The following is a 26,188-nucleotide window of genomic DNA, read 5'->3' as shown; positions in this document are numbered from 1 at the left end:
GCCGCCGTTGGGACCTTCACGGCTCGCAGTGCAGCAAGAGTGTTCTCCGTCGTCGTCCCTCACTCCCTGCGGCCCCCTAGGTTCTGGCACGGGAGTGGCTCGGATCCGCGGTGACGGTGAGGCAGCAGGCAGCAGGTTTTGCACCAGATCGGCCTATTCGCCAGCGCGTGCGATGCACGATGGCTAGCCTGTCTGACGATGCCTTGGGTACCCTTGCCGCAGGGTTGTTTCCTGCGGTCACTAAGATCAGACTTCAAAGGTGAAAAGCGCTGGTACTCCCAAGACGGGAAGCGCATCTTCACTTGGGACGGCGAGCATGGGGGTGAGGTCGAAGTGTTTGACAAGCAAGGACGGCACCTCGGCGTTGCCGATCCCATCACTAGCCAGCTCATCAAACCACCGGTGAAGGGACGGAGGATCGATGTCTAGCAGCCGCTTCCTGCAAGACGCCCTCTCCGGGCGCGCAGGTGTCGCCGACATCGACGCCTACGTCGATGCCTGGCACGACAGTGACAGTGATCTGTCGCTGCACGAGTACCTTGGCCTCACCTGGGATGAGTATCGCCTCTGGGTTGAGAAGCCGGAGTCCCTTCGATATATCGTTGCAGCTCATCGTCACGGAGTACCGGTCAGTGAAGAACTGGAGCGCAATGTGAGCCAAAGGTTCGCTCTTGCCGCGCGCGCCGATTCTTCAAACGAGGCTGAAAGTGTCCTTTCTTGGTTGCAGGAAACCGGGCGGCTCTAGCTGCAGCTGCTCAGCGGGCAAAAGGTCTGGTAGAAAAACTCGATCTGGTGCCGCCTGTCGATATCAGGCAGTTGATATCTGACCGAGCGACCGTCGAGTATGTCGACTGGCCTCACGGTTGCGATGCAGTCACCTCGTTGACCCATGATCCGCCACGTGTTTTTGTGCGTCGTGGAGGCGCGTCGCTGCGAGAACGTTTTACTCTCGCGCACGAACTGGGGCACATTGAACTGGCCTGGCATGTGGGTACCGTCAACTGCACAACAGACCTGGTATCGACAGATGAGGATGGCGCTTTCCCGCAGAATGCAGGATGGGCACAAGAGCGGGAAGCAAACGAGTTCGCATCTAGGCTGCTAGTGCCTGACCGATGGGTATCGCCCCTGGTGGCGGGCAGAACTCACTTCTCTCGTGATGAGATGCGGGATGTTCTTGCCGCCCTATCCATCGCAAACGTGTCGGCCCTGGCCGGGCTCCTTGCGTTGCGTCGGCACATGCTGCCAGGGCATGCATTCTTCGTCGGAGATCGATTCGCCGTTAGCGACGGCACTTCTTGGCCTGGTTACCCACCGCTAACTCCAAGTGATATCACTAGTTATCTAGCCGGCGCATACGAGGTCCATGAGTTCGAACTAAAAGGACGGATAATCAAATGGGCTTCGATGTTTCCTCCCGTCGAGGTGCCTCGGGCTCTCGAAGTGGATGGGCAGGACGGGCGGACTGCTCATGAGATTCTGTTGGCTTGCTGTTCGGATACATTCGGCGACTCCGCTCCGGCGCGGGTCTACTCCATCAATGGCCTCGTTGGGGCGGTGACACGCAATACGGGTCTGCAATGGAAAGAGGAGAGCATTGTCACGGCCGTGCATGCCCGTATAGATGGACGCAGCGATCTGCGGGCAGTTCTCGACCATCCAGAATTCATCCTTTATCTTCGGAAACGGGCGGGTGGAATCGTAGACCGGAGAGAAGGAAAGTCGAGTTCCTAATACTCCAGCTGTAGATCGTGATCCTGCTGGTCGGGCCGGTGCGGAGTCAGGTGCGGCCACCGTTGATCATCGTGAGTTGTGTGGACTTACGAAGAGACGGTGGCCGCGGGTCACAGCATAGATCCCGCCCGGTGGCGGGAGGCGTTCGAGGGCCTGATGGGGCGGATCGCGGGCCGGTTCAAACGGGTTGAGCCCCGGCGCCGGGCCGGGCGGCTGGTGCTCGGCCTGCTGTCGGACCTGCCGCGGAAGAACTGCTGGACGATCGCGGAGTGGGCCGGGGAGGCCGGCCCGCACGGCATGCAGCATCTGCTGTGCCGGGCCGTCTGGGATGCCGATGCCGTCCGTGATGACGTGCGCGAATACGTCGTCGAGCACCTCCGCGACGAGGCCGCGGTGCTGGTCGTCGACGAGACCGGCGATGTGAAGAAGGGCACCCACACCGTCGGTGTCCAGCGCCAGTACACCGGCACCGCGGGCAGGATCGAGAACTCCCAGGTTGCGGTCTACCTCGTCTACGCGGGCGAGCGGGGGCACGCGGTGGTGGACCGGGAGCTGTACCTCCCGCGCTCCTGGACAGGTGATCCGGACCGCTGCCGGGCGGCCGGGCTCGGTGAGAACACCGTCTTTGCGACCAAGCCGGAACTGGCCCGGGTGATGATCGAACGGTTCCTGGCCGCCGGACACCACGTGGGCTGGGTCACCGGGGACGAGGTCTACGGCGGCAATCCGAAACTGCGTGCAGCGTTGGAGGAACGCGGCATCGGCTATGTCCTCGCGGTGGCCTGCTCGGCCGAAGTGCCTACCGACGCGGGCACGTTCCGCACTGACGCCCTGGTGAAGAAGGTGCCGAGGCGAGCCTGGCAGAAGCTCTCAGCCGGGCCCGGCGCGAAGGGACAGCGGTTCTACGACTGGGCCGTCATCGACCTCGCCGAGGCGGCACCGGGCCGCCACCAGCTCCTGATCCGCCGCAACCGCACCACCGGTGAACTCGCCTACTACCGCTGTTTCTCACTCCAGCCGGTGCCACTGACCGAGCTGGTGCGGGTCGCAGGTTCCAGATGGCGGGTGGAGGAGACCTTTCAAAGCGAGAAGGGGCTGGCCGGGCTGGATGAGCATCAGGTCCGCCGCTACCCCTCCTGGGCCCGCTGGGTCACCCTCGCCATGCTGGCCCATGCCTTCCTCGCCGTCGTCCGCGCCGACGAATACGCGCACCGACCCACACCGGATGGCCTGATCCCGTTGACCTGCAACGAGGTCCAGCGCCTGTTCATCACGGTCGCTGTCCGACCCGATCACGGCCCGGCCCACCGGCTCAGCTGGTCCGCCTGGCGACGCCGCCACCAGGCACGATCACAGGCCAGCCATTACCGTCGACAAGCCGCAGCCCAGCCATGAAGATCACGATCTACACCTGGAGTACTGACCGATCTCGGCATGCCTGGCGCTCCGCCGGAGCGCACTTGAGCATGTGAGCATGAAGCCCCTGGAGCGTGCTCCCGCGTCACGGCAACGAGCGTGTGAGCCAGACCACTTCACCGTTGTCTTCCGTGGAAACGTGGTCCCGCTCGAACCCGAGCTTCTCAAGGACACGGAGCGACGGTGTGTTCCACGTGCCGACGGTCGACCAGAGCCGTTTCCGCCCGGTCGCGACAGCGGCATCGAGCACCGCGCTGGCCGCCTCGGTGGCGTAGCCACGCCCATGCGCGCGCTGGAACAGCTCATAGGCGATTTCAGGCTCCTCCAGGGTGGAGCGGCCGATGATCAGCCCGCAGTAACCGATGAAGTCGCCTTCGTCACGGCGCTGGATGGGCAACAGGGCGATCCCCGTAGTCGCCGTCGCGGTGAGCAGCTCCGCGATGGCCGTCCGGGTGTGCTCAACCGTGGGGGTCCCGTTGCCGCGTTCGGAGAGGAGGGCGCAGAACTCAGCGGCGTCCGACTCGGCCCACGGCCGCAGTATCAGCCGCTCGGTCTCAAGGTGGAACGGCATCGTCCCGTACGTAGTCATGCCCCCACTTTGCCCCACGGATCATCACGATCTACGGCTGGAGTACTAAGTCGCAGATACGCACGGACACTAACCACCATTCACCCCCGCTTCCATCCCGTCCGCCGTCGACCCACGCACCGTGGAGCGGGCGTGGTTCCTGGCGTCCAGGTGGAGCGCGCCACTGTACGAACGACCTGGACGCCAGGGGCCGCGTCTGCTCGGCTCTGCCTGGGTCGGCGGTGGACGGGATGGAAGCACCCCGCGCACGCCCCAACGCGCCCGCGGTCGGCAACGGCGCCCCCTCCATCCCGGTGCCGGCCGATCCCCCGCCGGAGGCATCGTCTTTGACCGCGCCCCGTTCTATGCGGTGATCGACTCATGGCCTTCGGCTCTATCCACATGTGGGCGCGCGTCGGCGCAGCGCGGGCGGAGCGGGCCGAAGGCAGGAGCGGCGCCCGGAGCGGAGCCGGGAAGCGCGCCCGGCGGAGCGGAGCGCAGCCGGGGCTTGATGAAGTAGAGAAACTCTTACCGCGCTCCTGGCTGTTGGTCGTCTCCATCGGGACTACCTCCTCACGTGAGTAGGTGGCTACGCTTGGGCCGACCAAGACAACTAGGCAACGGGAGTGTGCTCAGCGGATGGGACCCAAGTCGGAGCGGGTGTACCGCACGATTCGCGAGTGGATCGCGACGGGCAAGTACTCGCCAGGTTCCAGGCTCCCGTCCGAGCGGACCCTGTCAGAAGAGTTGAGCATCGGCCGTACGGCACTGCGTCAGGTGTTGGCCAAGCTCGTGGCTGAGCGCGTCGTCGAGGTGCACGGCCGAAGTTCCTACCGTGTCCCTGATCGGTCCGTGACGACCGAGGCGCCGACAGATGTCGAGCCCTGGCAGATCCATGGTGAGCGGACGCTGTACGACAACCGTTGGGTGAAGCTCGCCCTCGTCGACGTCGAGCCGCCCGGCGTGAAGCGCTTTGAACATCACGTCGTACGCCTGCACCACGTGGCCATCGCCGCCGTCATCGACGACCAGGACCGCGTCCTGATGATGTGGCGCTACCGCTTCGTCCCGCAGTCCTTCGGCTGGGAGCTCCCCGGGGGGATCGTCGACGAGGGAGAAGATCCCCTGCAGACGGCCATGCGTGAGTTCGAGGAAGAGACCGGCTGGCGGCCCAACTCCCTGGAGCATGTGGTCACCTATCAGCCCATGGTCGGCATGGTCGACTCACCGCACGAGATCTACGTGGGCCAGGGCGCGAAGCTGATCGGCGAACCGACCGACCTCGAGGAAGCCGGGCACATCGCTTGGGTACCCCTCGCCGACATTCCTGGCTTGATGGCACGCGGCGAACTCATGGGCTCGGGCACCCTCGTCGCCCTGCTGCATGTGCTCGCCTCCCGGGGCGCCGGCGCTTCGCCTACAACCGCTGCATGAGTTGCTCGATCCGCCGTCGATGACGCACTGACCCGGTCCGGCTCGCCACCAATCGGGCCTGCCGCAGATGCTCGTGCGCCTGGTCGTACTCGCCGCGGGCAAGGTGTGCCTGCGCGAGATCGCAGCGCAGTCCGGCCGATGCCCGTATGAACGTCGGGTCGGCCGTCTCCAGCGCGGAGTAGAGATTGCTCACCGCGTCATCATCACCTATCAGCGCCAGCGCGTTACCGCGCCACCTGGCAAGGTGCCCCGCGTTCAGGAAGATGCTCAGCATGTCCGGGTCCCGGGCCTCCTCTCCTGGTGGTAGGCACCGCACTGCGTTGTCAAGCGCCCGTCGGCACTCGTCCTGGAGCCCGGACCGGGCACAGATCTCGGCTTCGGCGGCGTACAGCCAGGCCCTGAGACGTGGGGACATGGCCTTGCCGCCGAGTCGCTGCGCGTCCCGTACCAGCCCGATCGCCATGGATGGGCGTCCGGCGTCGCAAAGTACGTACGCCTGCTCTGCTGTGGCGTGGGCCAGGTACATCGGTTCTTCGGCTTCCTGAGCTGCTCGCTTGCCCAGCTCGTAGTGCCGCCAGGCTCGTTCAACCGCGCCGACGTCGAGCGCCTGCCAGGCGGCCAGGGTTGCCGCCCCGGCCAACGCTCGGGCGACCGGACGTCGAGTCTCGGGAAGCACGGCGAACGTGAGAGCGTCCTCAAGGGTCGACAGGTGCGCGGTCATCTGGTCGACCAGACTCGCGGCGCCCAGCTGCCGGTCCATGGTCCGGAGTAGCTCCGTTTGGTCCATGAACGTCTCGACCATCGTCAGACTGACGCTGCGGGCCGCATCAATACGGCTCATGAGTTCGTCGTAACCGTCAGCCGCGGGGACGGCAGGCGACGCCTCCGGCTTGCCGGTCAGCTCGTCGTCCGTGACACCGAGCAGGACACGAAGGATCTTCGCGTACCGCGCGGAGATGGGGCGCCGGCCGTTCTCCCACTCCGAGACGTACACCCGCAGACTCGCCGTCGATGCCACGGTGAGCATGTGTTGGCGCGCATGGCGTTCGATCTCTCGAACTAGGCGCTCCTGTGACCACTCACGCGCGTTTCTTGCTGACTTGAGCCCGTTCATCACCTAGTGCCGCCCTGCGTATGGGTGTTGAGCCGTAACAGCAGCATGCCTCACATCAATGCAGGTCGTCAGGGGTTAACCAGACTCCTGTTAACCCCTGTTGGCTACCTGGGCGTTGGCATGAGCGCTTCCCTAGAAGCGTCGCTGCAAGGGGAGTTGAAGCGCCCGGGCCGTGACAACGCTTGACATCTGGTGCGCACCAGATGCAATCTACTGGTGCGCACCAGATGGGAGCGCAAAGCCTGCGGCCGTGCTGCGGGCTTCCAACAACACACAGGAGCGGCGACCCACCGCCAAGCAAGTACGCCGCTCCCACCCCTCCGAAAGGGAGTTCCATCATGCGTCAGATCCCCGTCGACACCTCCAACGCCACCGTGATGGTCGCCAAGGCCCCGCAGCCCAAGGTGAAGGACCGCCGGACCGGTGAGATCGCCACCGACAAGGACGGCGTCACCCTGATGGTCGTGGAGGTCATGTTCTCCACGCCCGACGAGGTCGAGATCCTCAAGCTCACCGTCCCGCAGCCCGGCGTCTCCGAGGACCTGACCATGGGCACCCCGGTCGCGCTGACCGGCCTGGTCGCCTCGGCGTGGGAGAACGAGTTCAATGGCCAGAAGCGGCACGGGATCGCCTTCCGCGCGGTCGCGGTCACCTCGCTGGCTGCCACCGACTCGGCCTCGAAGGCGGCCTGAGCCATGACGTGGCCGACGGTCTTAGGGCTGGTGGTCGTCGCCGCTGCGGGTCTCCTGCGGTGGCGGCGCCCCGCCTGGTACTGGCTGACCTTCGGGGTCACCCTCGCCGTCCTGCGGGTCCTGGTCCGCTACGCCTCGGTCATGGACGCCTGCGGCCTGACGGTCCCGCCCTCGCGCTGGCGCCTGGCCCTGGCCCGGATGGCCAACCGTCCGGCGCCGGAGTCCCGCGCGCCGCGCATCCTGCGGCTGAGGCCCACCCGCACCGGCCTGGCCCTGCGGCTCAAGCTCCGCCCCGGACAGGACGCCTTCGACGTCGCCGCCGCCACGGACCGGCTGCGCCACTCCTTCGGCATGTACGGCGTCACCTCCCGTGAGCTGCGCTCGGGCGTGGTCGAGGTCCGGATGACCGGCTACGACGTGCTTAAGCGGGTGCAGATGCCTGCGAAGACCGACGCCCGCCCGATGCGGGTCCCGGTCGCGCTGCGGGAGGACGGTTCGGTGCACTACCGCGATTACCGCGCCGTCCCGCATGGCCTGACCCTCGGCGCCACGGAGTCCGGCAAGTCCGTCTATCAGCGCAACCTCGTCGCCGGGCTCGCCCCGCAGAACGTCGCCCTGGTCGGCATCGACTGCAAGCAGGGGGTGGAGCTGTTCCCGCTGGCCCGCCGGTTCTCCGCACTGGCCGACAACCCGGACACCGCGCTGGAGCTGCTGGAAGCGCTCGTCACGCACATGGGGGAGGTATACCAGCTCATCCGGGCCGAGCAGCGGATCAGTGTCGCGGTGCCGGATGCCGAGATCGCCGCCGACATCTGGGACCTGCCCGCCGACCTGCGGCCGGTGCCGGTGGTGGTCCTGGTCGACGAGGTCGCCGAACTCGCCCTGTTCGCCAGCAAGGAGGAGGAGAAGCGCCGCGACCGGATCATCACCGCCCTGGTCCGCCTGGCCCAGCTCGGCCGCGCGGCCGGCGTCTACCTGGAGATCTGCGGGCAGCGCTTCGGCTCCGAACTCGGCAAGGGCATCACCATGCTCCGCGCCCAGCTCACCGGCCGCACCGCCCACCGCGTCAACGACGAGACCAGCGCGAACATGGCCTTCGGCGACATCGCCCCGGATGCCGTGCTGGCCGCCATCCAGATCCCCGCCGAGACACGCGGGCTGGCCATCGCCGGGGACTCCACCGGCGGCTGGCACCGCATCCGCGCCCCGCATACCTCGCTGCGGCAGGCCGTGAACCTCTGCAGCAAGTACGCCGACCGCACCCCCGACCTGCCCGCCCTCGCGCCCTTCCGGCCCGCGCTCGCCCCGCTGCCGTCGGCCGGTGTGCCGCTGTCCAAGACGGCTCCCGCCACCGCCTGACCCACCCCACTCCCACGGTCGGCGCGACCGCCCTTCGCGCCAAGTCCCTACCCCCGCCATGCCTGCTCACAGGAAGGAGCCGTGATGGCCCGCCCCGCCCTCCGTGTGGATGCCGTGCTCGTCCAGGCCGTCATTGCCGGGGCCCTGTCCTTCGCCCACCTCCACGACCTCGCCGCGGCCGCTGGCCAGGACGGCTGGAAAGCCTGGGCCTACCCCGTCTCCGTGGACCTGCTCCTGGTCGCTGCCTGGCGTCGGCTGCGTACCGATGGGCCGTCCCGGCTGGCCTGGTGCTGGTTCGTCATCGCCCTGGTCGCCTCGCTCGGCGCCAACGTGGCCACCGCCGGACTCCTCGACCTCGACGACGTTCCGGCCTGGCTGCGCATCCTCGTCGCCGCCTGGCCCGCCCTGGCCTTCATGGGCGGCACCCTCCTCGCCCATTCCGCCACCAGCCGGGAGCCGGAGGCGCCGGCGCCCTCCGCCCCGGACTCCGACCCTGTGCCCGAGGTGGATCCGGAACCGGCCGCTGCTGAGCCGGACCCGGTGCCCGACCCCGTCGCGGTTCCGGCGCCCGAGGAACCCCCGGCCCTGCCCACCGCTGAACCGTCCCCGGCTTCCCCGGCGGTGCCGGTCCCGGCCGCGCTGGTCGACCACGCCCGCAAGGTTGCCGCTGACCACCACGCCCGCACCGGCACCCGGATCGACACCGACACCCTGCGCGCCCGGCTCGGCGTCCCACCGCACCTGGCCGACGCCATCGCCGCCCAACTCACCTGACACCGACGGGAGACACGCCATGACCAGTGACCCGGCCGACCTGACCGCCGCCGACTACTTCGACGCCGCCCGCGAGATGACCGCCGCCGACCGGCCCTACCTCGCCCACCTGCTCGCCGAGGAAGCCGCCCAGCGCACTTCCGACCCGGCCACCGCCGCCGGTATCCGGGCCACGTTCCCCGACCCGGCCCCGACCCGAAAGGAGACGACTCGCCATGCCCGCCCGTGACTTCTTCCACTCCGTGATGCGGATCGGCCCGGTGCAGATCGGCACCCACCGCGACCGCCACGGCCGGACCAAGCACGCCGCCGTGTGCGGTTCGGACGGCTGCGGCTGGTCCGCCGACTACACCAGCCGGTCCGCCGCCCAGCTCGCCGCCCGCACCCACCGCTGCCGCATCAACTGACCGGAGGTCACTGTCATGGACGTCCCGCTCTGGTTCGCCCTGCTGGTCGTCGGAGTCCTCGGCGTCAAGCTCATCCGCCCGCCGCTGTGGCTGGTCCTGGTGCTGCTGCTCGGCGGCTACCTCCTCGCCGACAGCCTTCTCGCCCCGGTCATCGACACCGCCGTCAAGTAACCCGCGATAAGGAGATCCGCTCATGTTCCGGCCCAAGCTCCCGACCATGCCCCAGCCCACCGGCCTGGTCACCCCGCCCGCTGTCGTCGAGCCGACCACCATCACCCCCGGCACCCCGGCCCCGCCGCCGGCGCCCGTCGCCCTGGTGCCGTCCCGGCCCACGGTCCAGCTCACCCCGGGCACCGCGCTCGCCCTGGTCGGCGGCGGCACCGCCGTCGTCCTGGTCGTCGGCACCGTCCTGGTCTCCATGCTCCTCGCGGTCGCCGTCACCGCCGCCTCGCTCGCCGTCTGCGCGGTCGTCCTGCGCTCGCTGCTGGCCTCGCAGCACCGCCGCTGACCGGTCCCAGGTACGGCGCACAAGCCGCCAGCACGCCGCCACCCCCGGGACCGCGCTCCGCCAACCGCCATCGCAAGGGAGAACACCCATGGACCTGCACACAGCCGCCAGCCTCGCGCCGTTACTCGGCTGGGCCGTGCACGGGAGCGTCCTCACCCACCGGCTCGCCTCCGCCCGCCGCGACCCGCTCACCGGCCTGCACACCCGCGCCGGATGGACCGCCCGCGCCGAACACTGCATCCGCCGCCACCCGGCCGCGGCCGTGCTCCTGGTCGACCTCGACCACTTCAAGACCCTCAACGACACCTATGGCCACGCCGCCGGGGACGCCGCCCTCATCGAGACCGCCGACCGGCTGCGGGCCTGGTGCGGGCGCCACGGCACCGCCGGACGCCTGGGCGGGGACGAGTTCGTCGCCGTCGTCCGGGACCTGGCCGCCGCCGACCTCGACGCGCTCACCGCCGCCCTGCACCGGCCATTGCCCTACGAGGGTGCGTCGCTGCCGCTGGCCGCCTCGGTCGGCGTCTGCCGCCTCGCCGAGCTGCCGATGCCGCTCCTGACCGATGCGCTCGCCGCCGCCGACGCGGCCATGTACGCCGCCAAGGGCCGCAGCCGCCGGGGCTCGCGCGCCGCTCGCTGACCGGCCGCCGGGTGGCGCACAAGCCGCCAAGCACGCCGCCACCCGGGGCCGTTCCTTCCAACCGCGATCGAAAGGAACCACCATCATGACCCAGCACACCCCGCCCGCGCCGAGGATCTGCCCGGCCTGCGACGGCTTCGCCTCCGCCGCCGTCACCCTGGGCGGCCGTGACCCGCGCGGCCACCTGCGCATCATCACCGTCGACTGCCCGGCCTGCCACGGCGTCGGCACCGTTTCCGCCCGCCGCGTCCGGGAGGGCGCTGGTGCCTGAGACGCTGCTCGACCCGACCACCCTCGGCGACCTGCTGAGGGTGGCCTCGGCCTCCGACTACCACCGCTGGGAAGAGCAGATCCGCCGCACCGACGGCTGCGCCGACCCCATCCACCTGACCGGCTGGGTGCTCCATAAGGACAAGACCACCGGCCAGACCCTGCACCACTACACCACCGAGACCGAGCCGGGCGGGCGGCTCCGCGTGGCCTGCGGCAACCGCCGCGCCTCCCGCTGCCCGGCCTGCGCCTGGACGTATGCGGGCGACACCTACCACCTGATCCGTGCGGGCCTGGCCGGGGACGACCGCCGGGACATCCCCGCCACCGTCCGCAACCACCCGCGCGTCTTCGCCACCCTCACCGCGCCCTCGTTCGGCCGCGTGCACAACCGGCCCGACCGCGGCGTCTGTCGCTGCGGCACCCGCCACGCCCCGGACGCCCCCGCCCTGGGTACCGCCCTCGACCCGGCCACGTACGACTATGCGGGCGCCGTGCTGTTCAACAACCACGCCGGGCAGCTCTGGCAGCGCTTCACCAACCGGCTCCGCCGCGAGATCGCCGCCCGCGCCGGCCTCACCCAACGGGAACTGAAGGAGGCCGCCCGGCTGTCGTACGGCAAGGTCGCCGAGTTCCAAAAACGCGGCGCCGTGCACTTCCATGCCGTGATCCGCCTCGACGGACCCGACGGGCCGGACACCGCTCCGCCGTCCTGGGCGACCGTCGGCCTCCTCGCCGACGCGATCCGGGCCGCCGCCGCGCACTCCTACACCTCGGTCTCCGTCCCGGCCGCCGAGGATCAACCGGCCCGCACCTTCCGCTGGGGCACCCAGCTCGACGTCCGGCCGGTCAAGGCGTTCGGCGACGGCTCCGACCTCACCGAACAGGCCGTCGCCTCCTACGTCGCCAAGTACGCCACCAAGGCCGCCGAGAACACCGGCACCCTGGACCGCCGCATCGGCGAACTCGCCGAACTCGACCGCCACGGCGTGCCCGACCACACCCGCCGCCTGATCGAAGCCTGCAAGCGGCTCGACCCGCTGTATCCCGACCGGCGTCTGTGGGCCTGGGCGCACATGCTCGGCTTCCGCGGTCACTTCTCTTCCAAGTCCCGCCGCTACTCGACCACCCTCGGCGAACTGCGCCAGGCTCGCGCGGACTACCGCGCCGCCCAGGAACACGCCGCCCTCGAGGACCGCGAGCCGGACACCGTCCTGGTCCTGGCCGACTGGCAGTACGCCGGCCACGGCCACACCCCCGGTGAGTCCGCCCTCGCGGCCACTATCGCCCGCGACCTCCAGCTCAACCGCGAAACCGCCCGCGAAGCATTCGCCGCCTTGGAAGGAGCCTGACGTGAAAGACGAGCTGATGACCGTTCCGCAGATCCTCGCTGAGCTCGGCGGAGTCTCCCGGCGGACGTTCTACCGGTGGCGCGAATTGGGGCAGGGACCGGCTGCTTTCAAGCTTCCCAACGGAGAACTGCGAGTTTGGCGCAGTGACTTCCGGACCTGGCTACGGCAGCTGGAGGCGGCCGCGTGAAGGTTCTCGACGTCAAGGTGTGGGGCGTCCGGAAGAGGAACACCAAGAAGCCGTCCTACGATGTCCGATGGACTGTGGCCGGGAGCGTGTTCTCCGAGCAGTTCCGCACCAAGGGCCTTGCCGACCACTACCGTTCCAAGCTCCTCCGTGCCATCCACGCTGGCGAAGAGTTCGACACGGTGACTGGGCTGCCCGACTCGATGCTTGAGAAGGCAGCTTCGATGACCTGGTACGTCTTCGCTCTGAAGTACCTCGCCATGAAGTGGCCGCACGCTGCGCCGAACACGCGGGACGGGATCAATGAGTCGTTAACCGCAGTGACGATGGCCCTACTCGATGATCGTCCGGGGCGGCCGTCCGACGACCTGCTCAGGAAGGCCCTGCGTAACTGGGCATTTGTCCTTCCGGTACCGGATGATCGCGAATTGCCGACCGAGATCGCAAATACCCTGCACTGGGTGGCAAAGGCGTCGCGCCCTCTGTCAGATCTCGGCGATCCCGCGATCGGTAGGGCCGTCCTGGACTCACTCAAGCTGAAGCTTGACGGAACGGCGGCAGCCGCGGAAACCGTACGCCGCAAGCGGCGCACCCTCGTCAACGCGATGCACTATGCGGTTGACCTTGGGGAGTTCAAAGAGAATCCGATCGCTGGCATCCGCTGGGAGAAGCCGAAGGTGGCTGGGGAAGTCGATCCCCGAGTGGTGGCCAACCCTGAGCAGGCTCGGTCCCTGCTTGCCGCTGTCTCGTACGTCGGCGGACATGGCCGGGCGCGCGGTCGTCGACTCGTCGGCCTGTTCGCCTGCATGTACTACGGGGCCCTTCGTCCCGCTGAGGCTGTCGGGCTTACCGCAGCGGATCTGAAGCTGCCAGAGACCGGCTGGGGGACAGCGCTGCTGAACCGGACACGCCCCAGCGTCGGAAAGCAGTGGACGGACTCCGGCGAGACACATGACGACCGTGGTCTCAAGAACCGGCCGGTGGAAGAGGTCCGGCTCGTACCGATCCCGCCTCAGCTCGTCACCATCCTTCGGCAGCACCTCGACACGTTCGGCACGGCTGAGGACGGGCGACTGTTCACCAACGAGCGTGGGGGAGTGGTCGGCTCCTCGACGTACTACCGCGTCTGGCAGGAGGCCCGTGCGCTGGCGCTTCCCCCGGCCGTGGTCTCCTCACCGCTCGCGGCTCGACCGTACGACCTCCGGCACTCGGCGCTGTCGACCTGGCTCAACTCCGGGGTGGACTCGACCGAGGTCGCCGAACGTGCGGGCAACAGCGTGGAAGTCTTGCTGAGCCGCTACGCCAAGTGCATCGACGGACGGCAGGACATCGCCAACCGCAAGATCGAAGAGTTGTTACGCGAGTACGAGTGATCCGCGCGTAGGCCGTTAGCCCCCAGCCCATACGTCATACGGGCTGGGGGCTTCGTCGTATCCCGGCCGCGTGCCGTCGGTCGTGGGTTGCTAGTTGCACCTGCCGCATCGTGTTTCGTCTCGCTGGAGGACGGCTGCCCCAGGTGTTCCGTCTGGTTCGCGCTCTACGCATGGGCAGGCGGACTAGCGACTCTCACAGTATGGGGGCCTTAGAAGAGGAGCCGCGGCGGCTGGGTGGTGCGCAGTCTCGCTGCCCGGACTGTGGGCTGTTGCAGGATCGGGTGGCGACACTTGATCAGGATTGGGTATTGCTGGAGCCGGACATGGCTCCGCTGGCCCACACAGTGCCGGCGGAACATCGATGGATCGTGCTGTCCGACGGTCGGGTAACCGTCTACGGGGTATGTCCGCCGGATCCATACCAGCGGTGTCGTATCGAGCACCGGCTGGCCTGCTCGGCGCAGCCACTGCCCGACCTTTGGCGGTGGTTGACGACACTGCGCGGCGAGAACGCGCGGCGAGCTGAGCGGCAGGCGGCCCCGAAGCCGCCAGAGCCCCCGGAGCTATGGCCGGATGCCGGGTGATGGTCCCCTCTCAGGCGGTGGCTGACCTGGGCGAACGCTTCAAGATCCTGTCCACGAATAGTCCACAGACCGCGTCATAGAGTCGCTGAGCGCTGCATACGGCTGCACATACGCGAAGACCCCGGCCTCAGCATTTCCGCTGATGACGGGGTCTTTGGGCACCTCATGCAGGGTGCCCCCGGCAGGATTCGAACCTGCGCACACGGCTCCGGAGGCCGTTGCTCTATCCCCTGAGCTACGGGGGCGTGTCGGTTGCGGTGATCGCCTCGACGGGTAGAACAGTACCAGTTCTGGTGGGGTGGTCAGGAACCCGTTTTGCGTGGGCCGGGAGAGGACGCGTCACCCTGTGTGTTCGGGGTGCCACCCGTCAGGAGTGGAAGTGGGGAAAACGCGGACGCGGTGGCCGGTCTCGACCTATTCTCGAGTGGTGCCAGGGGCGTCGCGCCGGGTTCTTGTTGTGGACGACAACAAGGTCATCCGGCAGTTGATCAGGGTCAATCTCGAGCTTGAGGGCATCGAGGTCGTGACCGCGGTGGATGGTGCCGAGTGTCTGGAAGTCGTCCATCAGGTGCGGCCCGACCTCGTCACCCTCGATGTCGCCATGCCGCGGCTGGACGGACTCAGGACGGCGGCCCGGTTGCGTTCCGATTCCCGTACCCGTGACCTTCCGCTCGCCATCATCAGCGCCTGCACCCGGTACGAGGTGGAGAGCGGGCTCGATGTCGGGGTCGATGCCTTCCTCGCCAAGCCCTTCGAACCCAGTGAACTCGTGCGGGTCGTCCGGCGGTTGATCGAGCGGCGGCGGTGCGGGAATGAGGGGGGCAGGAACGGCGGCCGTGGTGCCGGGGGCACCGAGCGGGCTGCCGGGCACACCGGGGGATAGCGGGGACGGGAGGTCTCTCCGGTGGGGCGTCCACATGGCGGAATCCCGGGGAAACCGGCTCGCCCACCCACCCCCCTCCTCCCATACGCTTGTCCCGTGACCCCCGTCGAGCTCTCCCGCACCGTGCTGCGCGCGGTGCGTCGTGCTGTCGACGAAGGAGAACTGCGAGTGGCCGTCCCCGAGCGGGTCGCCGTCGCGCCGCCGGGGCCCGGGGGGTGCGGGGAGTACGCCACCAACGTCGCGCTTCAGCTGGCCGGCCCGGCCGGTCGTACGCCCCGGCATGTCGCCGAGGTTCTGCGGGCTCGGCTCCTTCGCGCCGGCGGCATCAGCGACGTCGTCGTCACCGGGCCCGGGTTCCTCAACATCAGTTTGCGGGGGGCCGCTCCCGTCGCCCTCGTGGAGGAAATCCTGAGGGCAGTTGGCACCGGTGACATCCCTTACGGGCATCTGCACGAGGGAAGCGGGGAGCGTGTGCTGCTGCATGGTGCGGCTGAGGTACGTGCCCTTGTCCAGGTCGACGCCCTCGCGCGCATCCTGCGGTCCCAGGGTGTGGTGGTGCGGACCAGTTGCGAGGTACCGGCCTCCGCGCCCGAGTGGGGCGCTGCTCTGGCCGTTCTCGGGGTCGTTGTCGACAACGCCGAGAACACCGACAACCCCGGCAACACCGAGAACGGCGGCCAGTGCGACGCCCCGCGTGTCGACGTCCGGCCCGTGCCCGCTGCCGACGACCCGCTGCCCCTCGGCCGGGACGCCGCGCGGTGGGCGTTGCTCCGGCCCGCGTCGCACGACCGGCCCCGGATCACCGGAGGGCACCTGGTCCAGCGGGAGAGCAACCCCCTCTTCCGGGTGCGCTACGCCCACGCCCGCACCCGTGCCCTCCTGCGCAACGCCGCCGACCTCGGGTTCGCTCCCGAGCCCGGCCCCGTCAGCGTGAGCGGAACCCAGCCCCTGCTCGCCGCCCTCGCCGACCACCCCCGCGTCCTGGCCGCTGCCGCACGGCACCGCGCCCCCGACCGGCTCGCCCGGCATCTCGTCACCGTCGCCGATGCCACGCAACCCCTGCTTCCCACCGTGCTGCCCCTCGGGGAGGAGAAACCCTCGGCCGCCCACCGTGCCCGGCTCGCGCTCGCCGAAGCCGCCGGGACGGTGCTGGCAGGCGGCCTGTCCCTGCTCGGCATCGACGCACCCGACCATCTGTGAAAGAGCACGCGAAGAATGAGCCGTTCCGCACACCCCGCCGGACCCCGTCACGCCGACGTCCTCCCCGAGGGGCACTATTCCGCACCGCCCGCCGATCTCAACGCACTCGACCCGAAGGTGTGGGCGCAGACCGTCAGCCGTGACGAGGACGGTGCGCTCACCGTCGGCGGGATTCCCGTGACACGGCTCGCCGAGGAGTTCGGCACCCCCGCCTACGTCCTCGACGAGACAGACTTCCGCGCCCGCGCGCGGGCCTGGCGCAGCGCCTTCGGGAACGACGCCGACGTGTTCTACGCCGGTAAGGCGTTCCTCTCCCGGGCCGTCGTGCGGTGGCTCGACGAGGAGGGGCTGAACCTCGACGTCTGCTCCGGCGGGGAACTGGCCACCGCCCTGTCCGCCGGTATGCCCGCCGACCGGATCGCCTTCCACGGCAACAACAAGTCCGTGGCGGAGATCCGCCGGGCCGTCGGGGCCGGTGTCGGGCGGATCGTGCTCGACTCCTTCCAGGAGATCGTCCGGGTCGCGCACATCGCGCAGTCGCTCGGCACCCGGCAGCGGGTGCAGATCCGGGTCACCGTCGGCGTCGAGGCACACACGCACGAGTTCATCGCCACCGCCCACGAGGACCAGAAGTTCGGGATTCCGCTCGCCGGGGGGCAGGCCGCCGAGGCCGTGCGGCGGGCGCTCCAGCTGGACGGGCTGGAGGTCATCGGCATTCACAGCCACATCGGGTCGCAGATCTTCGACATGTCCGGGTTCGAGGTCGCCGCCCACCGGGTGGTCGGGCTGCTCAAGGACATCCGCGACGAGCACGGGGTCGAACTGCCCGAGATCGATCTCGGGGGCGGCCTCGGCATCGCCTACACCAGCGACGACGACCCCCGCGAGCCGCACGAGATCGCCAAGGCGCTGACCGAGATCGTCGCCCGGGAGTGCGAGGCCGCCCGCCTCAGCACCCCGCGCCTCTCCGTGGAACCCGGGCGTGCCATCGTCGGGCCGACCGCCTTCACGGTGTACGAGGTCGGCACCATCAAGCCGCTCGACGGCCTGCGCACCTACGTCTCCGTCGACGGCGGGATGTCGGACAACATCCGCACCGCGCTGTACGACGCCGACTACAGCGTCGCCCTCGTCTCCCGCCGCTCCGAGGCCGAGCCGATGCTCAGCCGGGTCGTCGGCAAGCACTGCGAGAGCGGGGACATCGTGGTGCGCGACGCCTTCCTGCCGGGGGATCTGGCGCCGGGCGACCTGATCGCCGTACCGGCCACCGGGGCGTACTGCCGGTCGATGGCCAGCAACTACAACCACGTTCTCCGCCCGCCCGTCGTCGCCGTCGCGGACGGCGAGGCGCGGGTGATCGTCCGGCGCGAGACCGAGGACGACCTCCTCCGCCTCGACGTCGGGTGAGGTAGGAGAAGGAGACGCGAGAGAGGGAGGCGGAGGATCTTCGGTTCTCGCGGACTTCGCAATGAAATTAATGTCTCACGATCCGGACATAGGGCAGAAACTTTCGTCCGGTGAGTGAGACTGGTGCAATCGAGACGGTAATCAGGAAACGAGGTCGGATGATGCGTACGCGTCCGCTGAAGGTGGCGCTGCTGGGCTGTGGAGTGGTCGGCTCAGAAGTGGCGCGCATCATGACGACGCAGGCCGACGACCTCGCCGCCCGCATCGGCGCCCCGGTGGAGCTCGCCGGGGTCGCCGTGCGGCGCCCCGACCGGGTGCGCGAGGGCATCCCGGCAGGGCTCGTCACCACCGACGCCACCGCCCTCGTCAAACGCGGCGACCTCGATGTCGTCGTCGAGGTCATCGGCGGGATCGAGCCCGCGCGGACGCTGATCACCACCGCCTTCGCGCACGGCGCGTCCGTGGTCTCCGCGAACAAGGCGCTGCTCGCCCAGGACGGGGCCGCGCTGCACGCCGCCGCCGAGGAGCACGGCAAGGACCTCTACTACGAGGCCGCCGTCGCCGGTGCCATCCCGCTGATCCGGCCGCTGCGCGAGTCGCTCGCCGGTGACAAGGTCAACCGGGTGCTCGGTATCGTCAACGGGACGACGAACTTCATCCTCGACGCCATGGACACCACCGGCGCCGGCTATCAGGAGGCGCTCGACGAGGCCACCGCCCTCGGGTACGCGGAAGCCGACCCCACCGCCAACGTCGAGGGCTTCGACGCCGCCGCCAAGGCCGCCATCCTCGCCGGAATCGCGTTCCACACACGCGTGCGGCTCGACGACGTGCACCGCGAGGGCATGACCGAGGTCACCGCCGCCGACATCGCCTCGGCGAAGGAGATGGGCTGCACCATCAAGCTGCTCGCCATCTGCGAGCGGGCCGGGGACGGCGCCTCCGTCACCGCGCGCGTGCATCCGGCCATGATCCCGCTCACCCACCCGCTGGCTTCGGTGCGCGGCGCCTACAACGCCGTGTTCGTGGAGTCGGAGGCCGCCGGGCAGCTGATGTTCTACGGGCCCGGCGCCGGCGGGGCGCCCACCGCCTCCGCCGTGCTCGGCGACCTCGTCGCCGTCTGCCGCAACCGGCTGGGCGGGGCCACCGGACCGGGCGAGTCCGCCTACGCGGCGCTGCCCGTCTCGCCGATGGGCGACGTCGTCACGCGCTACCACATCAGCCTCGACGTGGCCAACAAACCGGGCGTTCTCGCTCAGGTCGCGACCGTGTTCGCGGAGCACGGTGTCTCGATCGACACAGTTCGCCAGCAGGGCAAGGACGGGGAGGCCTCCCTCGTCGTCGTCACCCACCGTGCGTCCGACGCGGCCCTCGGCGGCACCGTCGAGGCGTTGCGCAAGCTCGACACCGTGCGTGGTGTCGCCAGCATCATGCGGGTTGAAGGAGAGTAACCAGCAATGACCCACCAGTGGCGCGGAATCATCGAGGAGTACCGGGACCGGCTGCCGGTCGCCGACACCACGCCGGTTGTGACGCTCCGTGAGGGCGGTACGCCGCTCGTGCCCGCGCAGGTGCTCTCCGAGCGCACGGGCTGCGAGGTCCACCTCAAGGTCGAGGGCGCCAACCCGACCGGGTCCTTCAAGGACCGGGGGATGACCATGGCCATCTCCAAGGCCAAGGAGGAGGGCGCGCAGGCCGTCATCTGCGCCTCCACCGGCAACACCTCCGCCTCCGCCGCCGCCTACGGCGTGCGCGCCGGGATGGTCTCCGCGGTGCTCGTGCCGCAGGGCAAGATCGCGCTCGGCAAGATGGGCCAGGCCCTGGTGCACGGGGCGAAGATCCTCCAGGTCGACGGCAACTTCGACGACTGCCTCACCCTCGCCCGCGCGCTCAGCGACAACTACCCCGTGGCGCTGGTCAATTCGGTCAACCCGGTGCGTATCGAGGGGCAGAAGACGGCCGCGTTCGAGATCGTGGACATGCTCGGCGACGCTCCCGACATCCACGTCCTCCCGGTGGGCAACGCGGGCAACATCACCGCCTATTGGAAGGGCTACCGGGAGTACGCCGCCGACGGCGTCGCCACCCGGACCCCGCGCATGTGGGGCTTCCAGGCCTCCGGCAGCGCCCCGATCGTGCGCGGCGAGGTCGTCAAGGACCCGGCGACGATCGCCACCGCCATCCGGATCGGCAACCCGGCCTCGTGGCAGTACGCGCTTGCCGCGCGGGACGAGTCCGGGGGCTTCATCGACGAGGTGACGGACCGTGAGATCCTGCGTGCCTACCGGCTGTTGGCCTCGCAGGAGGGCGTCTTCGTCGAGCCCGCGTCCGCCGCGTCGGTCGCCGGTCTGCTGAAGGCCGCCGAGCAGGGCAAGGTCGACCCGGGGCAGAAGATCGTGTGCACCGTCACCGGCAACGGTCTCAAGGACCCGGACTGGGCCGTCGCCGGTGCTCCGCAGCCGGTCACCGTCCCGGTGGACGCCGCGACGGCCGCCGAACGGCTCGGGCTGGTCTGACGGCTCCGAAGAGCCCACGCGCCCCCCGGGCCCTCTGGCGCCCTCCACGCCCCGCAGCCGCTGCATCGGACGGCAGAGAGGGTGTATGGAGGGCGCTTGCCCGGGGAAGTTCCCACAGGGGGTGCACAGGGGGCTTGGGGCACGCATCGTGCGCCTCCCGTGCGCCCTATGTCGACACAGAAACTTCCTTCGATAGGCTGTACTCAACCCACCCGCCGCATATGCCGCGGTACCGCGTCGTCTCCGTGGTCCGGAAGCGACCCCGAGAGGCGCGGGAAGCGGCCGGCCTCCTGGTCGGCGGCGACCCCAGGGGTTTCGTACGTCATCGAATGTCATTCGACAGTCACCAGCTCAAGGAGAGTCATCGAGCGATGGCCGGTCCCGCGTTCCGCGCCGCCGCCGTCCGGGTGCGTGTCCCCGCCACCAGCGCCAACCTCGGTCCGGGCTTCGACGCCCTGGGCCTCGCGCTGGGCTTGTACGACGACGTGGTCGTCCGGGTGGCCGAGGCCGGGCTGCACATCGACATCGCCGGTGAGGGCAGCGAGACCCTCCCGCGCGACGAGAGGCATCTGCTCGTACGCTCCCTGCGCACCGCCTTCGATCTGCTGGGCGGACAGCCGCGCGGCCTGGAGATCGTCTGCGCCAACCGCATTCCGCACGGCAGGGGCCTGGGCTCCTCCTCGGCCGCCATCTGCGCCGGCATCGTCGCCGCCCGCGCCGTGACCATAGGCGCCGAGGCCAAGCTCGACGACGCCGCGCTGCTCGAGCTCGCCACCGAGATCGAGGGCCACCCCGACAACGTCGCGGCCTGTCTGCTGGGCGGCTTCAGCCTCTCCTGGACGGAGGGCGGTGTGGCCCGCGCGATCAGGATGGAGCCCGCCGAATCCATCGTCCCGGTGGTCTTCGTGCCCGGCAAACCCGTCCTCACCGAGACCGCCCGCGGCCTGCTGCCGCGCACCGTGCCGCACGTCGACGCCGCCGCCAACGCGGGCCGTGCCGCCCTACTCGTCGAGGCCCTGACCAGGCGTCCCGAACTGCTGCTGCCCGCCACCGAGGACCGCCTGCACCAGGACTACCGGGCCCCCGCCATGCCCGAGAGCGCGGCGCTGGTGGAGCGGCTGCGCGCGGACGGCGTCCCCGCGGTGATCTCCGGCGCCGGACCCACCGTCATGGCGCTGGCCGACGCCGACACCGCCGACAAGGTCGAAGCACTGGCCGGCAACGACTGGGCCGCCAACCGGCTCCGTCTCGATCTGCGGGGAGCGAGCGTGCTTCCGCTCGCCGCTTGACACACGGTTGCCGGATGAGGAGAGGGGGAATGTTTGTTGGATCCGGTAGTGTTAACCTCAAGTCTGCACCCGGCCCCACCATGGCGAGGTGCCTCGTGTCCCCGCTCGGGACAGACATTCTTCCGGGAGCTCCCCAAGCCACACCGTGTTCTCTGCTACGTACGAAGGCAGTGCGTCGTACGCGGACACTGAACGGCCCACCGGTGGGGGTACCCCCTTCGGGGGAGCTCCGGAATCGGTGCGACCGCGCCACGTGACACTGGATGTCACGGCTCGGGAAAGCACCGTCACCAGAAATTTCTTCCGCCGCTCAGGCGGACAACCGCCCCGGCACGGTTCGCACACCAAGGACCGAAGCCGGACAGCACAACCGGTCGCCGAGCCAGACAGGCCGACGTCCGCTCCAGGGAAGGACCCTTCGTGAGCGACACCACCGATCTGATGGGCGCACGTGTCGAGGAGACCGCTGCCGCGCCCGCCACGGACGCCTCCGCGCCTGCCAGCGGTGCCGGCTCCCGGCGGCGCCGCGGTACCGGCCTCGAAGGCATGGTGCTGGCCGAGCTTCAGCAGGTCGCATCCGGCCTCGGTATCAGGGGCACCGCGCGTATGCGCAAGAGCCAGCTGATCGAGGTCATCAAGGAGGCGCAGGCGGGAGCAGGCGCCGCCGCGCCGAAGAGCGAGGCCCCGGCCGAGACGGCGGAGACCAAGCCCAAGCGCCGCGCCACCTCCCGGACCCGTACGGGTGACACTGCCGAGAAGAAGCCGGCCGCCGCCGAGGCCCCCGCCGAAGACGCCGCGGCCCAGCAGCAGATCGACATCCCCGGCCAGACGTCCCCGAAGGTCTCCGCCCCGGCCGAGCAGGCCTCCGCTGCCGAGGCCGCCCCCGCCGAGCGCCGCCGTCGCGTCACCGCCGAGGCGGGTGCTCCGGCCACCGCGCCGGAGAAGACCGCCGTCGAGACGAGGACCGAGCCGAAGACCGAGGCCCCGGCCCAGTCGCAGCAGCAGTCGCAGTCGCACGGCGACGCCAGGTCCGACCACGACGGCAACGACGGCCGCCGCCGTGACCGCCGCGAGCGCAGCCGCGACCGCAACGACCGGAGCGACCGGAGCGACCGCGGAGACCGGAGCGGCGACCGTCGCCACAGGGGCGACGACCAGCAGCAGACCCAGGGCGGCCAGAGCAGTCAGGGCGGCCAGGGCCGTCAGCAGAACCAGCAGCAGGCCGGCAGCCGCCAGGACGACGGTTACGACGACGACGGCGGCCGTCGCGGCCGGCGCGGCCGCTACCGCGACCGTCGCGGCCGACGCGGGCGCGACGACGTGCAGGAGCCGCAGATCGCCGAGGACGACGTCCTGATCCCGGTCGCGGGCATCCTCGACATCCTCGACAACTACGCGTTCATCCGGACCTCCGGCTACCTGCCCGGCCCGAACGACGTGTACGTCTCCCTCGCCCAGGTCCGCAAGAACGGCCTGCGCAAGGGCGACCACCTCACCGGTGCGGTGCGCCAGCCCAAGGAGGGCGAGCGCCGCGAGAAGTTCAACGCGCTGGTCCGCCTGGACTCCGTCAACGGCATGGCGCCCGAACACGGCCGGGGCCGCCCGGAGTTCAACAAGCTCACGCCGCTGTACCCGCAGGACCGCCTCCGCCTGGAGACCGACCCCGGTGTCCTCACCACGCGGATCATCGACCTCGTGTCGCCGATCGGCAAGGGACAGCGCGGTCTGATCGTGGCCCCGCCGAAGACCGGCAAGACCATGATCATGCAGGCGGTCGCCAACGCGATCACGCACAACAACCCCGAGTGCCACCTGATGGTCGTCCTCGTCGACGAGCGTCCGGAAGAGGTCACCGACATGCAGCGGTCGGTGAAGGGCGAGGTCATCTCCTCGACCTTCGACCGCCCGGCCGAGGACCACACCACGGTCGCCGAGCTCGCCATCGAGCGCGCCAAGCGCCTGGTGGAGCTGGGTCACGACGTCGTCGTGCTGCTCGACTCGATCACCCGTCTGGGCCGTGCGTACAACCTCGCCGCCCCGGCCTCCGGCCGCATCCTGTCCGGTGGTGTCGACTCGACGGCGCTCTACCCGCCGAAGCGCTTCTTCGGCGCGGCCCGCAACATCGAGGACGGCGGCTCGCTGACCATCCTCGCCACCGCCCTGGTGGACACCGGGTCCCGCATGGACGAGGTGATCTTCGAGGAGTTCAAGGGCACCGGCAACATGGAGCTCAAGCTCGACCGGAAGCTCGCCGACAAGCGCATCTTCCCCGCGGTGGACGTCGACGCGTCCGGCACCCGCAAGGAGGAGATCCTGCTCGGCAGCGACGAGCTGGCCATCACCTGGAAGCTCCGCCGGGTGCTGCACGCGCTCGACTCGCAGCAGGCGATCGAACTGCTCCTCGACAAGATGAAGCAGACGAAGTCGAACGCCGAGTTCCTGCTGCAGATCCAGAAGACGACGCCGATGCCGGGCAACGGCGACTGACGTCCGTCCCACGCACCTCGGCTCCACCTGCTCCACCTGTCACAAGGGCCGCTCCCCTCCGGGGGAGCGGCCCTTGTGTGTACTCGGACAGGTGTACGATCACGCTGTTCCGGGCCGATCTTCACATCAGGCCCGAACTTCCGATCCCGAGGGGGGACTTGCGTGGGTACTGCCATGTCCGGGGGCGGTCGGCACAGACGCCGGCTGAGAATCGCGCTGCCCGTCGCCGCCGCCGGCGTCGCCGCGGCCGTCACCGCCGCACTGCTGACCTCCGCCGCCGGCGCCGCCACCGCGCTGCCGCAGCCGACCGCCGCCCCGGCGTTCAGCTCGCCGTCACCGGCCGAGCTGAAGAAGCGCGTCGCCGGCGCGCTCGCCGGTGACGACACCGCCGGCCTGCCGCACCAGTCGTCGCTGAGCAAGAGCACCACCACCGACACCGGCAGCACCGGCTCCGTCATCGACGCGAAGATCATCGGTGGCAGCACGACCACCCTCACCTCCGCGCCCTGGATGGCACAGCTCCACTACTACGACGACCGGGGCACCAGCCGTACGAGCGACGACATCGGCTTCTTCTGCGGTGGTGCCGTCGTGGCCCCGACGAAGATCCTCACCGCCGCGCACTGCGTCAAGGGATACAACTGGCACGCCAACGGCGCCGTCGTCACGGGGACCGCGCAGCTCCCCTCCGACGGCGGAGCCAACCTGAACGGCGGCACCGTCTCCGGTGTCTGGCGGCAGTGGAACCATCCGTCGTACAACGCGACGACCATCGACAACGACATCGCGGTGCTCACCCTGCCCGGCCCCGTCAAGGCCACCCCGATCCGCATGACCACCTCCGGCGACACCGCCTCCTACGCCGCAGGAAAGAGCGCCAAGGTCTACGGCTGGGGCCGCACCAGCTCCACCAGCCAGGCCGTCTCCGAGACGCTGAAGGCGGCCACGCTGCCCATCCAGTCCGACGCCACGTGCGCCCGCACCTACGGCGCCGACTTCGTCAAGGGCCACATGGTCTGCGCCGGCAAGCCCGCCGCCGGCACCGACAGCGGCACCACCTCCGCCTGCAACGGCGACTCCGGCGGCCCGCTGGTCGTGAACAACCGGATCGTCGGCGTCGTCTCCTGGGGTGTGAGGGACTGCGTCGAGAAGGGCGCCTACAGCGTCTTCGCCAAGGTGAGCACCTACGTCGGGGCCGCCTACGCACGCGTCGACGACACCAACATCAGCGGCGACCACCGCGCCGACCTGTGGGTGCGCAAGTCCTCGACGACGACCGGCTACTCCAAGAACTCCAAGGGCTCCTCCTTCGCCGCCCGCGAGTCCTGGGGCAGCTGGAAGGGCACCAACGTCGTTCTGCAGACCGACCTCAACCGGGACGGGTACCAGGACCTGGTGTACCGGCGCAGCAGCGACGGCGCCGTCTTCTGGACCCGGTACGTGATCTCCAGCGGCACCTGGTCGACCAAGCGCGTCTTCGACAACTGGAAGTCCCGTACCCGCATCGTCACCCCCGGTGACGTCACCGGCGACTACCTGCCCGACCTGCTGTCCGTGGACTCCGCCGGTGTGCTGTGGATCTACCCGGGCAAGGGCAACGGCACCTTCTCCGCACGTGTGAAGGTCGGCTCCGGCTGGAACCAGTACAACTCCGTGCGCGGCCACGGCGACTTCAACGGGGACGGGAAGACCGACCTGATCGCCCGCCACAAGAGCACCGGTGCGGTGTACCTGTACAGGGGCACCGGCAAGGCCGGCACCGGCGCCTTCTCCGGCCGGGTCAAGGTCCGCACCTGGAGCAACAAGACGTACAACGCCTTCGACGCCGTGGGCGACATCAGCGGTGACGGCAAGGCCGACTTCCTGGCCCGCACCCCCGGCGGCACCCTGTACCTGTACAAGGGCACCGGGAAGGCCACGAGTGGGATCTTCACCACCAGGATCTCCGTCGGTACCGATTTCAAGCAGTACGACATCTTCGGCTGACATCGCGGGAC

Annotated in this window: 28 protein-coding genes and 1 tRNA gene; 26 read left to right on the top strand and 3 right to left on the bottom strand. The window is 69.4% G+C overall.

Features of this window, described 5'->3' with window-relative positions; all coding sequences use genetic code 11:
• The first annotated feature begins 198 nt into the window (after positions 1-198).
• The 4 genes from WJ438_RS13720 (at position 199) to WJ438_RS13705 (ending at position 3,129) form a co-directional block, all read left to right on the top strand.
• Entirely contained in the window at positions 199-429 is a 231-nt protein-coding gene (locus WJ438_RS13720; protein ID WP_406725492.1) for a colicin E3/pyocin S6 family cytotoxin, read from the top strand.
• Positions 422-745 (top strand): hypothetical protein, encoded by a 324-nt coding sequence (locus tag WJ438_RS13715; protein ID WP_406725491.1) that lies wholly within the window; start codon positions 422-424, stop codon positions 743-745. Before WJ438_RS13720 ends, WJ438_RS13715 begins: the two co-directional genes overlap by 8 nt.
• Positions 718-1,734 carry an ImmA/IrrE family metallo-endopeptidase gene (locus WJ438_RS13710; RefSeq protein WP_406725490.1) on the top strand — a complete coding sequence of 339 codons (1,017 nt, stop codon included), beginning with the start codon at positions 718-720 and terminating at the stop codon, positions 1,732-1,734. The genes WJ438_RS13715 and WJ438_RS13710 overlap by 28 nt, the downstream gene beginning before the upstream one ends.
• A 156-nt stretch (positions 1,735-1,890) precedes the next feature.
• On the top strand, positions 1,891-3,129 hold the full coding sequence (locus WJ438_RS13705) for an IS701 family transposase (protein ID WP_406729678.1): 1,239 nt from the start codon (positions 1,891-1,893) through the stop codon (positions 3,127-3,129).
• A 106-nt stretch (positions 3,130-3,235) separates the two neighbouring features.
• Here WJ438_RS13705 and WJ438_RS13700 read toward each other — a convergent pair whose 3' ends face one another.
• Positions 3,236-3,739 carry a GNAT family N-acetyltransferase gene (locus WJ438_RS13700; protein WP_406725489.1) on the bottom strand — a complete coding sequence of 168 codons (504 nt, stop codon included), beginning with the start codon at positions 3,737-3,739 and terminating at the stop codon, positions 3,236-3,238.
• Positions 3,740-4,357: 618 nt separating this feature from the next.
• On the opposite strand from WJ438_RS13700, the gene WJ438_RS13695 reads away from it, so the two are divergent.
• Entirely contained in the window at positions 4,358-5,152 is a 795-nt protein-coding gene (locus WJ438_RS13695; RefSeq protein ID WP_406725488.1) for an NUDIX domain-containing protein, read from the top strand.
• Here the strand turns inward: WJ438_RS13695 and WJ438_RS13690 are convergent.
• Positions 5,136-6,179 carry an XRE family transcriptional regulator gene (locus WJ438_RS13690; protein WP_406729677.1) on the bottom strand — a complete coding sequence of 348 codons (1,044 nt, stop codon included), beginning with the start codon at positions 6,177-6,179 and terminating at the stop codon, positions 5,136-5,138. The two genes, WJ438_RS13695 and WJ438_RS13690, sit on opposite strands and share 17 nt — an antisense overlap.
• Positions 6,180-6,604: 425 nt before the next feature.
• On the opposite strand from WJ438_RS13690, the gene WJ438_RS13685 reads away from it, so the two are divergent.
• The 13 genes from WJ438_RS13685 to WJ438_RS13625 all read left to right on the top strand — a co-directional run bounded on the left by WJ438_RS13685 (position 6,605) and on the right by WJ438_RS13625 (position 14,409).
• The gene (locus WJ438_RS13685; RefSeq protein WP_406725487.1) at positions 6,605-6,958 is read left to right on the top strand and encodes a hypothetical protein; all 354 of its coding nucleotides are present in this window, start codon (positions 6,605-6,607) and stop codon (positions 6,956-6,958) included.
• Positions 6,959-6,961: 3 nt separating this feature from the next.
• On the top strand, positions 6,962-8,317 hold the full coding sequence (locus tag WJ438_RS13680) for an FtsK/SpoIIIE domain-containing protein (RefSeq protein WP_406725486.1): 1,356 nt from the start codon (positions 6,962-6,964) through the stop codon (positions 8,315-8,317).
• Positions 8,318-8,401: 84 nt separating this feature from the next.
• A complete protein-coding gene (locus tag WJ438_RS13675) occupies positions 8,402-9,091 on the top strand; it encodes a DUF2637 domain-containing protein (RefSeq protein WP_406725485.1) in 690 nt (229 codons plus the stop codon).
• 19 nt (positions 9,092-9,110) lie between these two features.
• Positions 9,111-9,320, top strand: coding sequence for a hypothetical protein (locus tag WJ438_RS13670; protein WP_406725484.1), 210 nt, complete (start codon positions 9,111-9,113; stop codon positions 9,318-9,320).
• Positions 9,307-9,498: a mobile element transfer protein gene (locus tag WJ438_RS13665; protein ID WP_406725483.1), complete on the top strand. Its 192-nt coding sequence runs from the start codon at positions 9,307-9,309 to the stop codon at positions 9,496-9,498. Before WJ438_RS13670 ends, WJ438_RS13665 begins: the two co-directional genes overlap by 14 nt.
• 15 nt (positions 9,499-9,513) lie before the next feature.
• Complete coding sequence (locus tag WJ438_RS13660) at positions 9,514-9,669, top strand: hypothetical protein (RefSeq protein ID WP_019527588.1); 156 nt, start codon at positions 9,514-9,516, stop codon at positions 9,667-9,669.
• A 22-nt stretch (positions 9,670-9,691) separates the two neighbouring features.
• A complete protein-coding gene (locus tag WJ438_RS13655) occupies positions 9,692-10,006 on the top strand; it encodes a SpdD-like protein (protein ID WP_406725482.1) in 315 nt (104 codons plus the stop codon).
• Between the two features lie 88 nt (positions 10,007-10,094).
• Positions 10,095-10,646, top strand: coding sequence for a GGDEF domain-containing protein (locus WJ438_RS13650; RefSeq protein ID WP_406725481.1), 552 nt, complete (start codon positions 10,095-10,097; stop codon positions 10,644-10,646).
• Between the two features lie 85 nt (positions 10,647-10,731).
• Complete coding sequence (locus tag WJ438_RS13645; RefSeq protein ID WP_406725480.1) at positions 10,732-10,917, top strand: hypothetical protein; 186 nt, start codon at positions 10,732-10,734, stop codon at positions 10,915-10,917.
• Positions 10,910-12,268 carry a replication initiator protein RepSA gene (repSA, locus tag WJ438_RS13640; protein WP_406725479.1) on the top strand — a complete coding sequence of 453 codons (1,359 nt, stop codon included), beginning with the start codon at positions 10,910-10,912 and terminating at the stop codon, positions 12,266-12,268. The genes WJ438_RS13645 and repSA overlap by 8 nt, the downstream gene beginning before the upstream one ends.
• 16 nt (positions 12,269-12,284) lie before the next feature.
• The gene (locus WJ438_RS13635) at positions 12,285-12,455 is read left to right on the top strand and encodes an AlpA family transcriptional regulator (protein WP_067277791.1); all 171 of its coding nucleotides are present in this window, start codon (positions 12,285-12,287) and stop codon (positions 12,453-12,455) included.
• Positions 12,452-13,825 carry a tyrosine-type recombinase/integrase gene (locus WJ438_RS13630; RefSeq protein ID WP_406725478.1) on the top strand — a complete coding sequence of 458 codons (1,374 nt, stop codon included), beginning with the start codon at positions 12,452-12,454 and terminating at the stop codon, positions 13,823-13,825. Before WJ438_RS13635 ends, WJ438_RS13630 begins: the two co-directional genes overlap by 4 nt.
• A 170-nt stretch (positions 13,826-13,995) precedes the next feature.
• Positions 13,996-14,409 carry a DUF6083 domain-containing protein gene (locus WJ438_RS13625; RefSeq protein ID WP_406729676.1) on the top strand — a complete coding sequence of 138 codons (414 nt, stop codon included), beginning with the start codon at positions 13,996-13,998 and terminating at the stop codon, positions 14,407-14,409.
• Between the two features lie 173 nt (positions 14,410-14,582).
• On the opposite strand, the gene WJ438_RS13620 is transcribed toward WJ438_RS13625, so the two are convergent.
• Positions 14,583-14,654, bottom strand: a tRNA-Arg gene (locus WJ438_RS13620).
• 134 nt (positions 14,655-14,788) lie between these two features.
• On the opposite strand from WJ438_RS13620, the gene WJ438_RS13615 reads away from it, so the two are divergent.
• The 8 genes from WJ438_RS13615 to WJ438_RS13580 all read left to right on the top strand — a co-directional run bounded on the left by WJ438_RS13615 (position 14,789) and on the right by WJ438_RS13580 (position 26,177).
• On the top strand, positions 14,789-15,292 hold the full coding sequence (locus tag WJ438_RS13615) for a response regulator (RefSeq protein ID WP_406725477.1): 504 nt from the start codon (positions 14,789-14,791) through the stop codon (positions 15,290-15,292).
• A 96-nt stretch (positions 15,293-15,388) separates the two neighbouring features.
• The gene (gene nrtL / locus WJ438_RS13610) at positions 15,389-16,492 is read left to right on the top strand and encodes an ArgS-related anticodon-binding protein NrtL (protein ID WP_406725476.1); all 1,104 of its coding nucleotides are present in this window, start codon (positions 15,389-15,391) and stop codon (positions 16,490-16,492) included.
• Positions 16,493-16,507: 15 nt separating this feature from the next.
• On the top strand, positions 16,508-17,899 hold the full coding sequence (lysA, locus tag WJ438_RS13605) for a diaminopimelate decarboxylase (RefSeq protein ID WP_406725475.1): 1,392 nt from the start codon (positions 16,508-16,510) through the stop codon (positions 17,897-17,899).
• Between the two features lie 158 nt (positions 17,900-18,057).
• A complete protein-coding gene (locus WJ438_RS13600; RefSeq protein ID WP_406725474.1) occupies positions 18,058-19,350 on the top strand; it encodes a homoserine dehydrogenase in 1,293 nt (430 codons plus the stop codon).
• Between the two features lie 6 nt (positions 19,351-19,356).
• Entirely contained in the window at positions 19,357-20,415 is a 1,059-nt protein-coding gene (gene thrC / locus WJ438_RS13595; protein ID WP_406725473.1) for a threonine synthase, read from the top strand.
• A 371-nt stretch (positions 20,416-20,786) separates the two neighbouring features.
• Positions 20,787-21,704 carry a homoserine kinase gene (gene thrB, locus WJ438_RS13590; protein WP_406725472.1) on the top strand — a complete coding sequence of 306 codons (918 nt, stop codon included), beginning with the start codon at positions 20,787-20,789 and terminating at the stop codon, positions 21,702-21,704.
• 420 nt (positions 21,705-22,124) lie between these two features.
• A complete protein-coding gene (gene rho, locus WJ438_RS13585) occupies positions 22,125-24,191 on the top strand; it encodes a transcription termination factor Rho (protein ID WP_406725471.1) in 2,067 nt (688 codons plus the stop codon).
• 174 nt (positions 24,192-24,365) lie between these two features.
• A complete protein-coding gene (locus tag WJ438_RS13580; protein WP_406729675.1) occupies positions 24,366-26,177 on the top strand; it encodes a trypsin-like serine protease in 1,812 nt (603 codons plus the stop codon).
• The last annotated feature ends 11 nt before the right edge of the window (positions 26,178-26,188 follow it).

It is taken from the genome of Streptomyces sp. GD-15H, from assembly GCF_045291515.1.
GTDB lineage: Bacteria > Actinomycetota > Actinomycetes > Streptomycetales > Streptomycetaceae > Streptomyces.
This window is presented reverse-complemented; position numbering and strand designations above follow the sequence as displayed.

Excerpts from the sequence above, each read along its gene's own strand:
- WJ438_RS13720 (WP_406725492.1), top strand. The coding sequence starts at position 199 with ATGCCTTGGGTACCCTTGCCGCAGGGTTGTTTCCTGCGGTCACTAAGA.
- WJ438_RS13715 (WP_406725491.1), top strand. The coding sequence starts at position 422 with ATGTCTAGCAGCCGCTTCCTGCAAGACGCCCTCTCCGGGCGCGCAGGT.
- WJ438_RS13705 (WP_406729678.1), top strand. The coding sequence starts at position 1,891 with ATGGGGCGGATCGCGGGCCGGTTCAAACGGGTTGAGCCCCGGCGCCGG.
- WJ438_RS13700 (WP_406725489.1), bottom strand. The coding sequence starts at position 3,739 with ATGACTACGTACGGGACGATGCCGTTCCACCTTGAGACCGAGCGGCTG.
- WJ438_RS13695 (WP_406725488.1), top strand. The coding sequence starts at position 4,358 with ATGGGACCCAAGTCGGAGCGGGTGTACCGCACGATTCGCGAGTGGATC.
- WJ438_RS13690 (WP_406729677.1), bottom strand. The coding sequence starts at position 6,179 with ATGCTCACCGTGGCATCGACGGCGAGTCTGCGGGTGTACGTCTCGGAG.
- WJ438_RS13685 (WP_406725487.1), top strand. The coding sequence starts at position 6,605 with ATGCGTCAGATCCCCGTCGACACCTCCAACGCCACCGTGATGGTCGCC.
- WJ438_RS13680 (WP_406725486.1), top strand. The coding sequence starts at position 6,962 with ATGACGTGGCCGACGGTCTTAGGGCTGGTGGTCGTCGCCGCTGCGGGT.
- WJ438_RS13675 (WP_406725485.1), top strand. The coding sequence starts at position 8,402 with ATGGCCCGCCCCGCCCTCCGTGTGGATGCCGTGCTCGTCCAGGCCGTC.
- WJ438_RS13670 (WP_406725484.1), top strand. The coding sequence starts at position 9,111 with ATGACCAGTGACCCGGCCGACCTGACCGCCGCCGACTACTTCGACGCC.
- WJ438_RS13665 (WP_406725483.1), top strand. The coding sequence starts at position 9,307 with ATGCCCGCCCGTGACTTCTTCCACTCCGTGATGCGGATCGGCCCGGTG.
- WJ438_RS13660 (WP_019527588.1), top strand. The coding sequence starts at position 9,514 with ATGGACGTCCCGCTCTGGTTCGCCCTGCTGGTCGTCGGAGTCCTCGGC.
- WJ438_RS13655 (WP_406725482.1), top strand. The coding sequence starts at position 9,692 with ATGTTCCGGCCCAAGCTCCCGACCATGCCCCAGCCCACCGGCCTGGTC.
- WJ438_RS13650 (WP_406725481.1), top strand. The coding sequence starts at position 10,095 with ATGGACCTGCACACAGCCGCCAGCCTCGCGCCGTTACTCGGCTGGGCC.
- WJ438_RS13645 (WP_406725480.1), top strand. The coding sequence starts at position 10,732 with ATGACCCAGCACACCCCGCCCGCGCCGAGGATCTGCCCGGCCTGCGAC.
- WJ438_RS13635 (WP_067277791.1), top strand. The coding sequence starts at position 12,285 with ATGACCGTTCCGCAGATCCTCGCTGAGCTCGGCGGAGTCTCCCGGCGG.
- WJ438_RS13625 (WP_406729676.1), top strand. The coding sequence starts at position 13,996 with ATGGGCAGGCGGACTAGCGACTCTCACAGTATGGGGGCCTTAGAAGAG.
- lysA (WP_406725475.1), top strand. The coding sequence starts at position 16,508 with ATGAGCCGTTCCGCACACCCCGCCGGACCCCGTCACGCCGACGTCCTC.
- WJ438_RS13600 (WP_406725474.1), top strand. The coding sequence starts at position 18,058 with ATGATGCGTACGCGTCCGCTGAAGGTGGCGCTGCTGGGCTGTGGAGTG.
- thrC (WP_406725473.1), top strand. The coding sequence starts at position 19,357 with ATGACCCACCAGTGGCGCGGAATCATCGAGGAGTACCGGGACCGGCTG.
- thrB (WP_406725472.1), top strand. The coding sequence starts at position 20,787 with ATGGCCGGTCCCGCGTTCCGCGCCGCCGCCGTCCGGGTGCGTGTCCCC.
- WJ438_RS13580 (WP_406729675.1), top strand. The coding sequence starts at position 24,366 with ATGTCCGGGGGCGGTCGGCACAGACGCCGGCTGAGAATCGCGCTGCCC.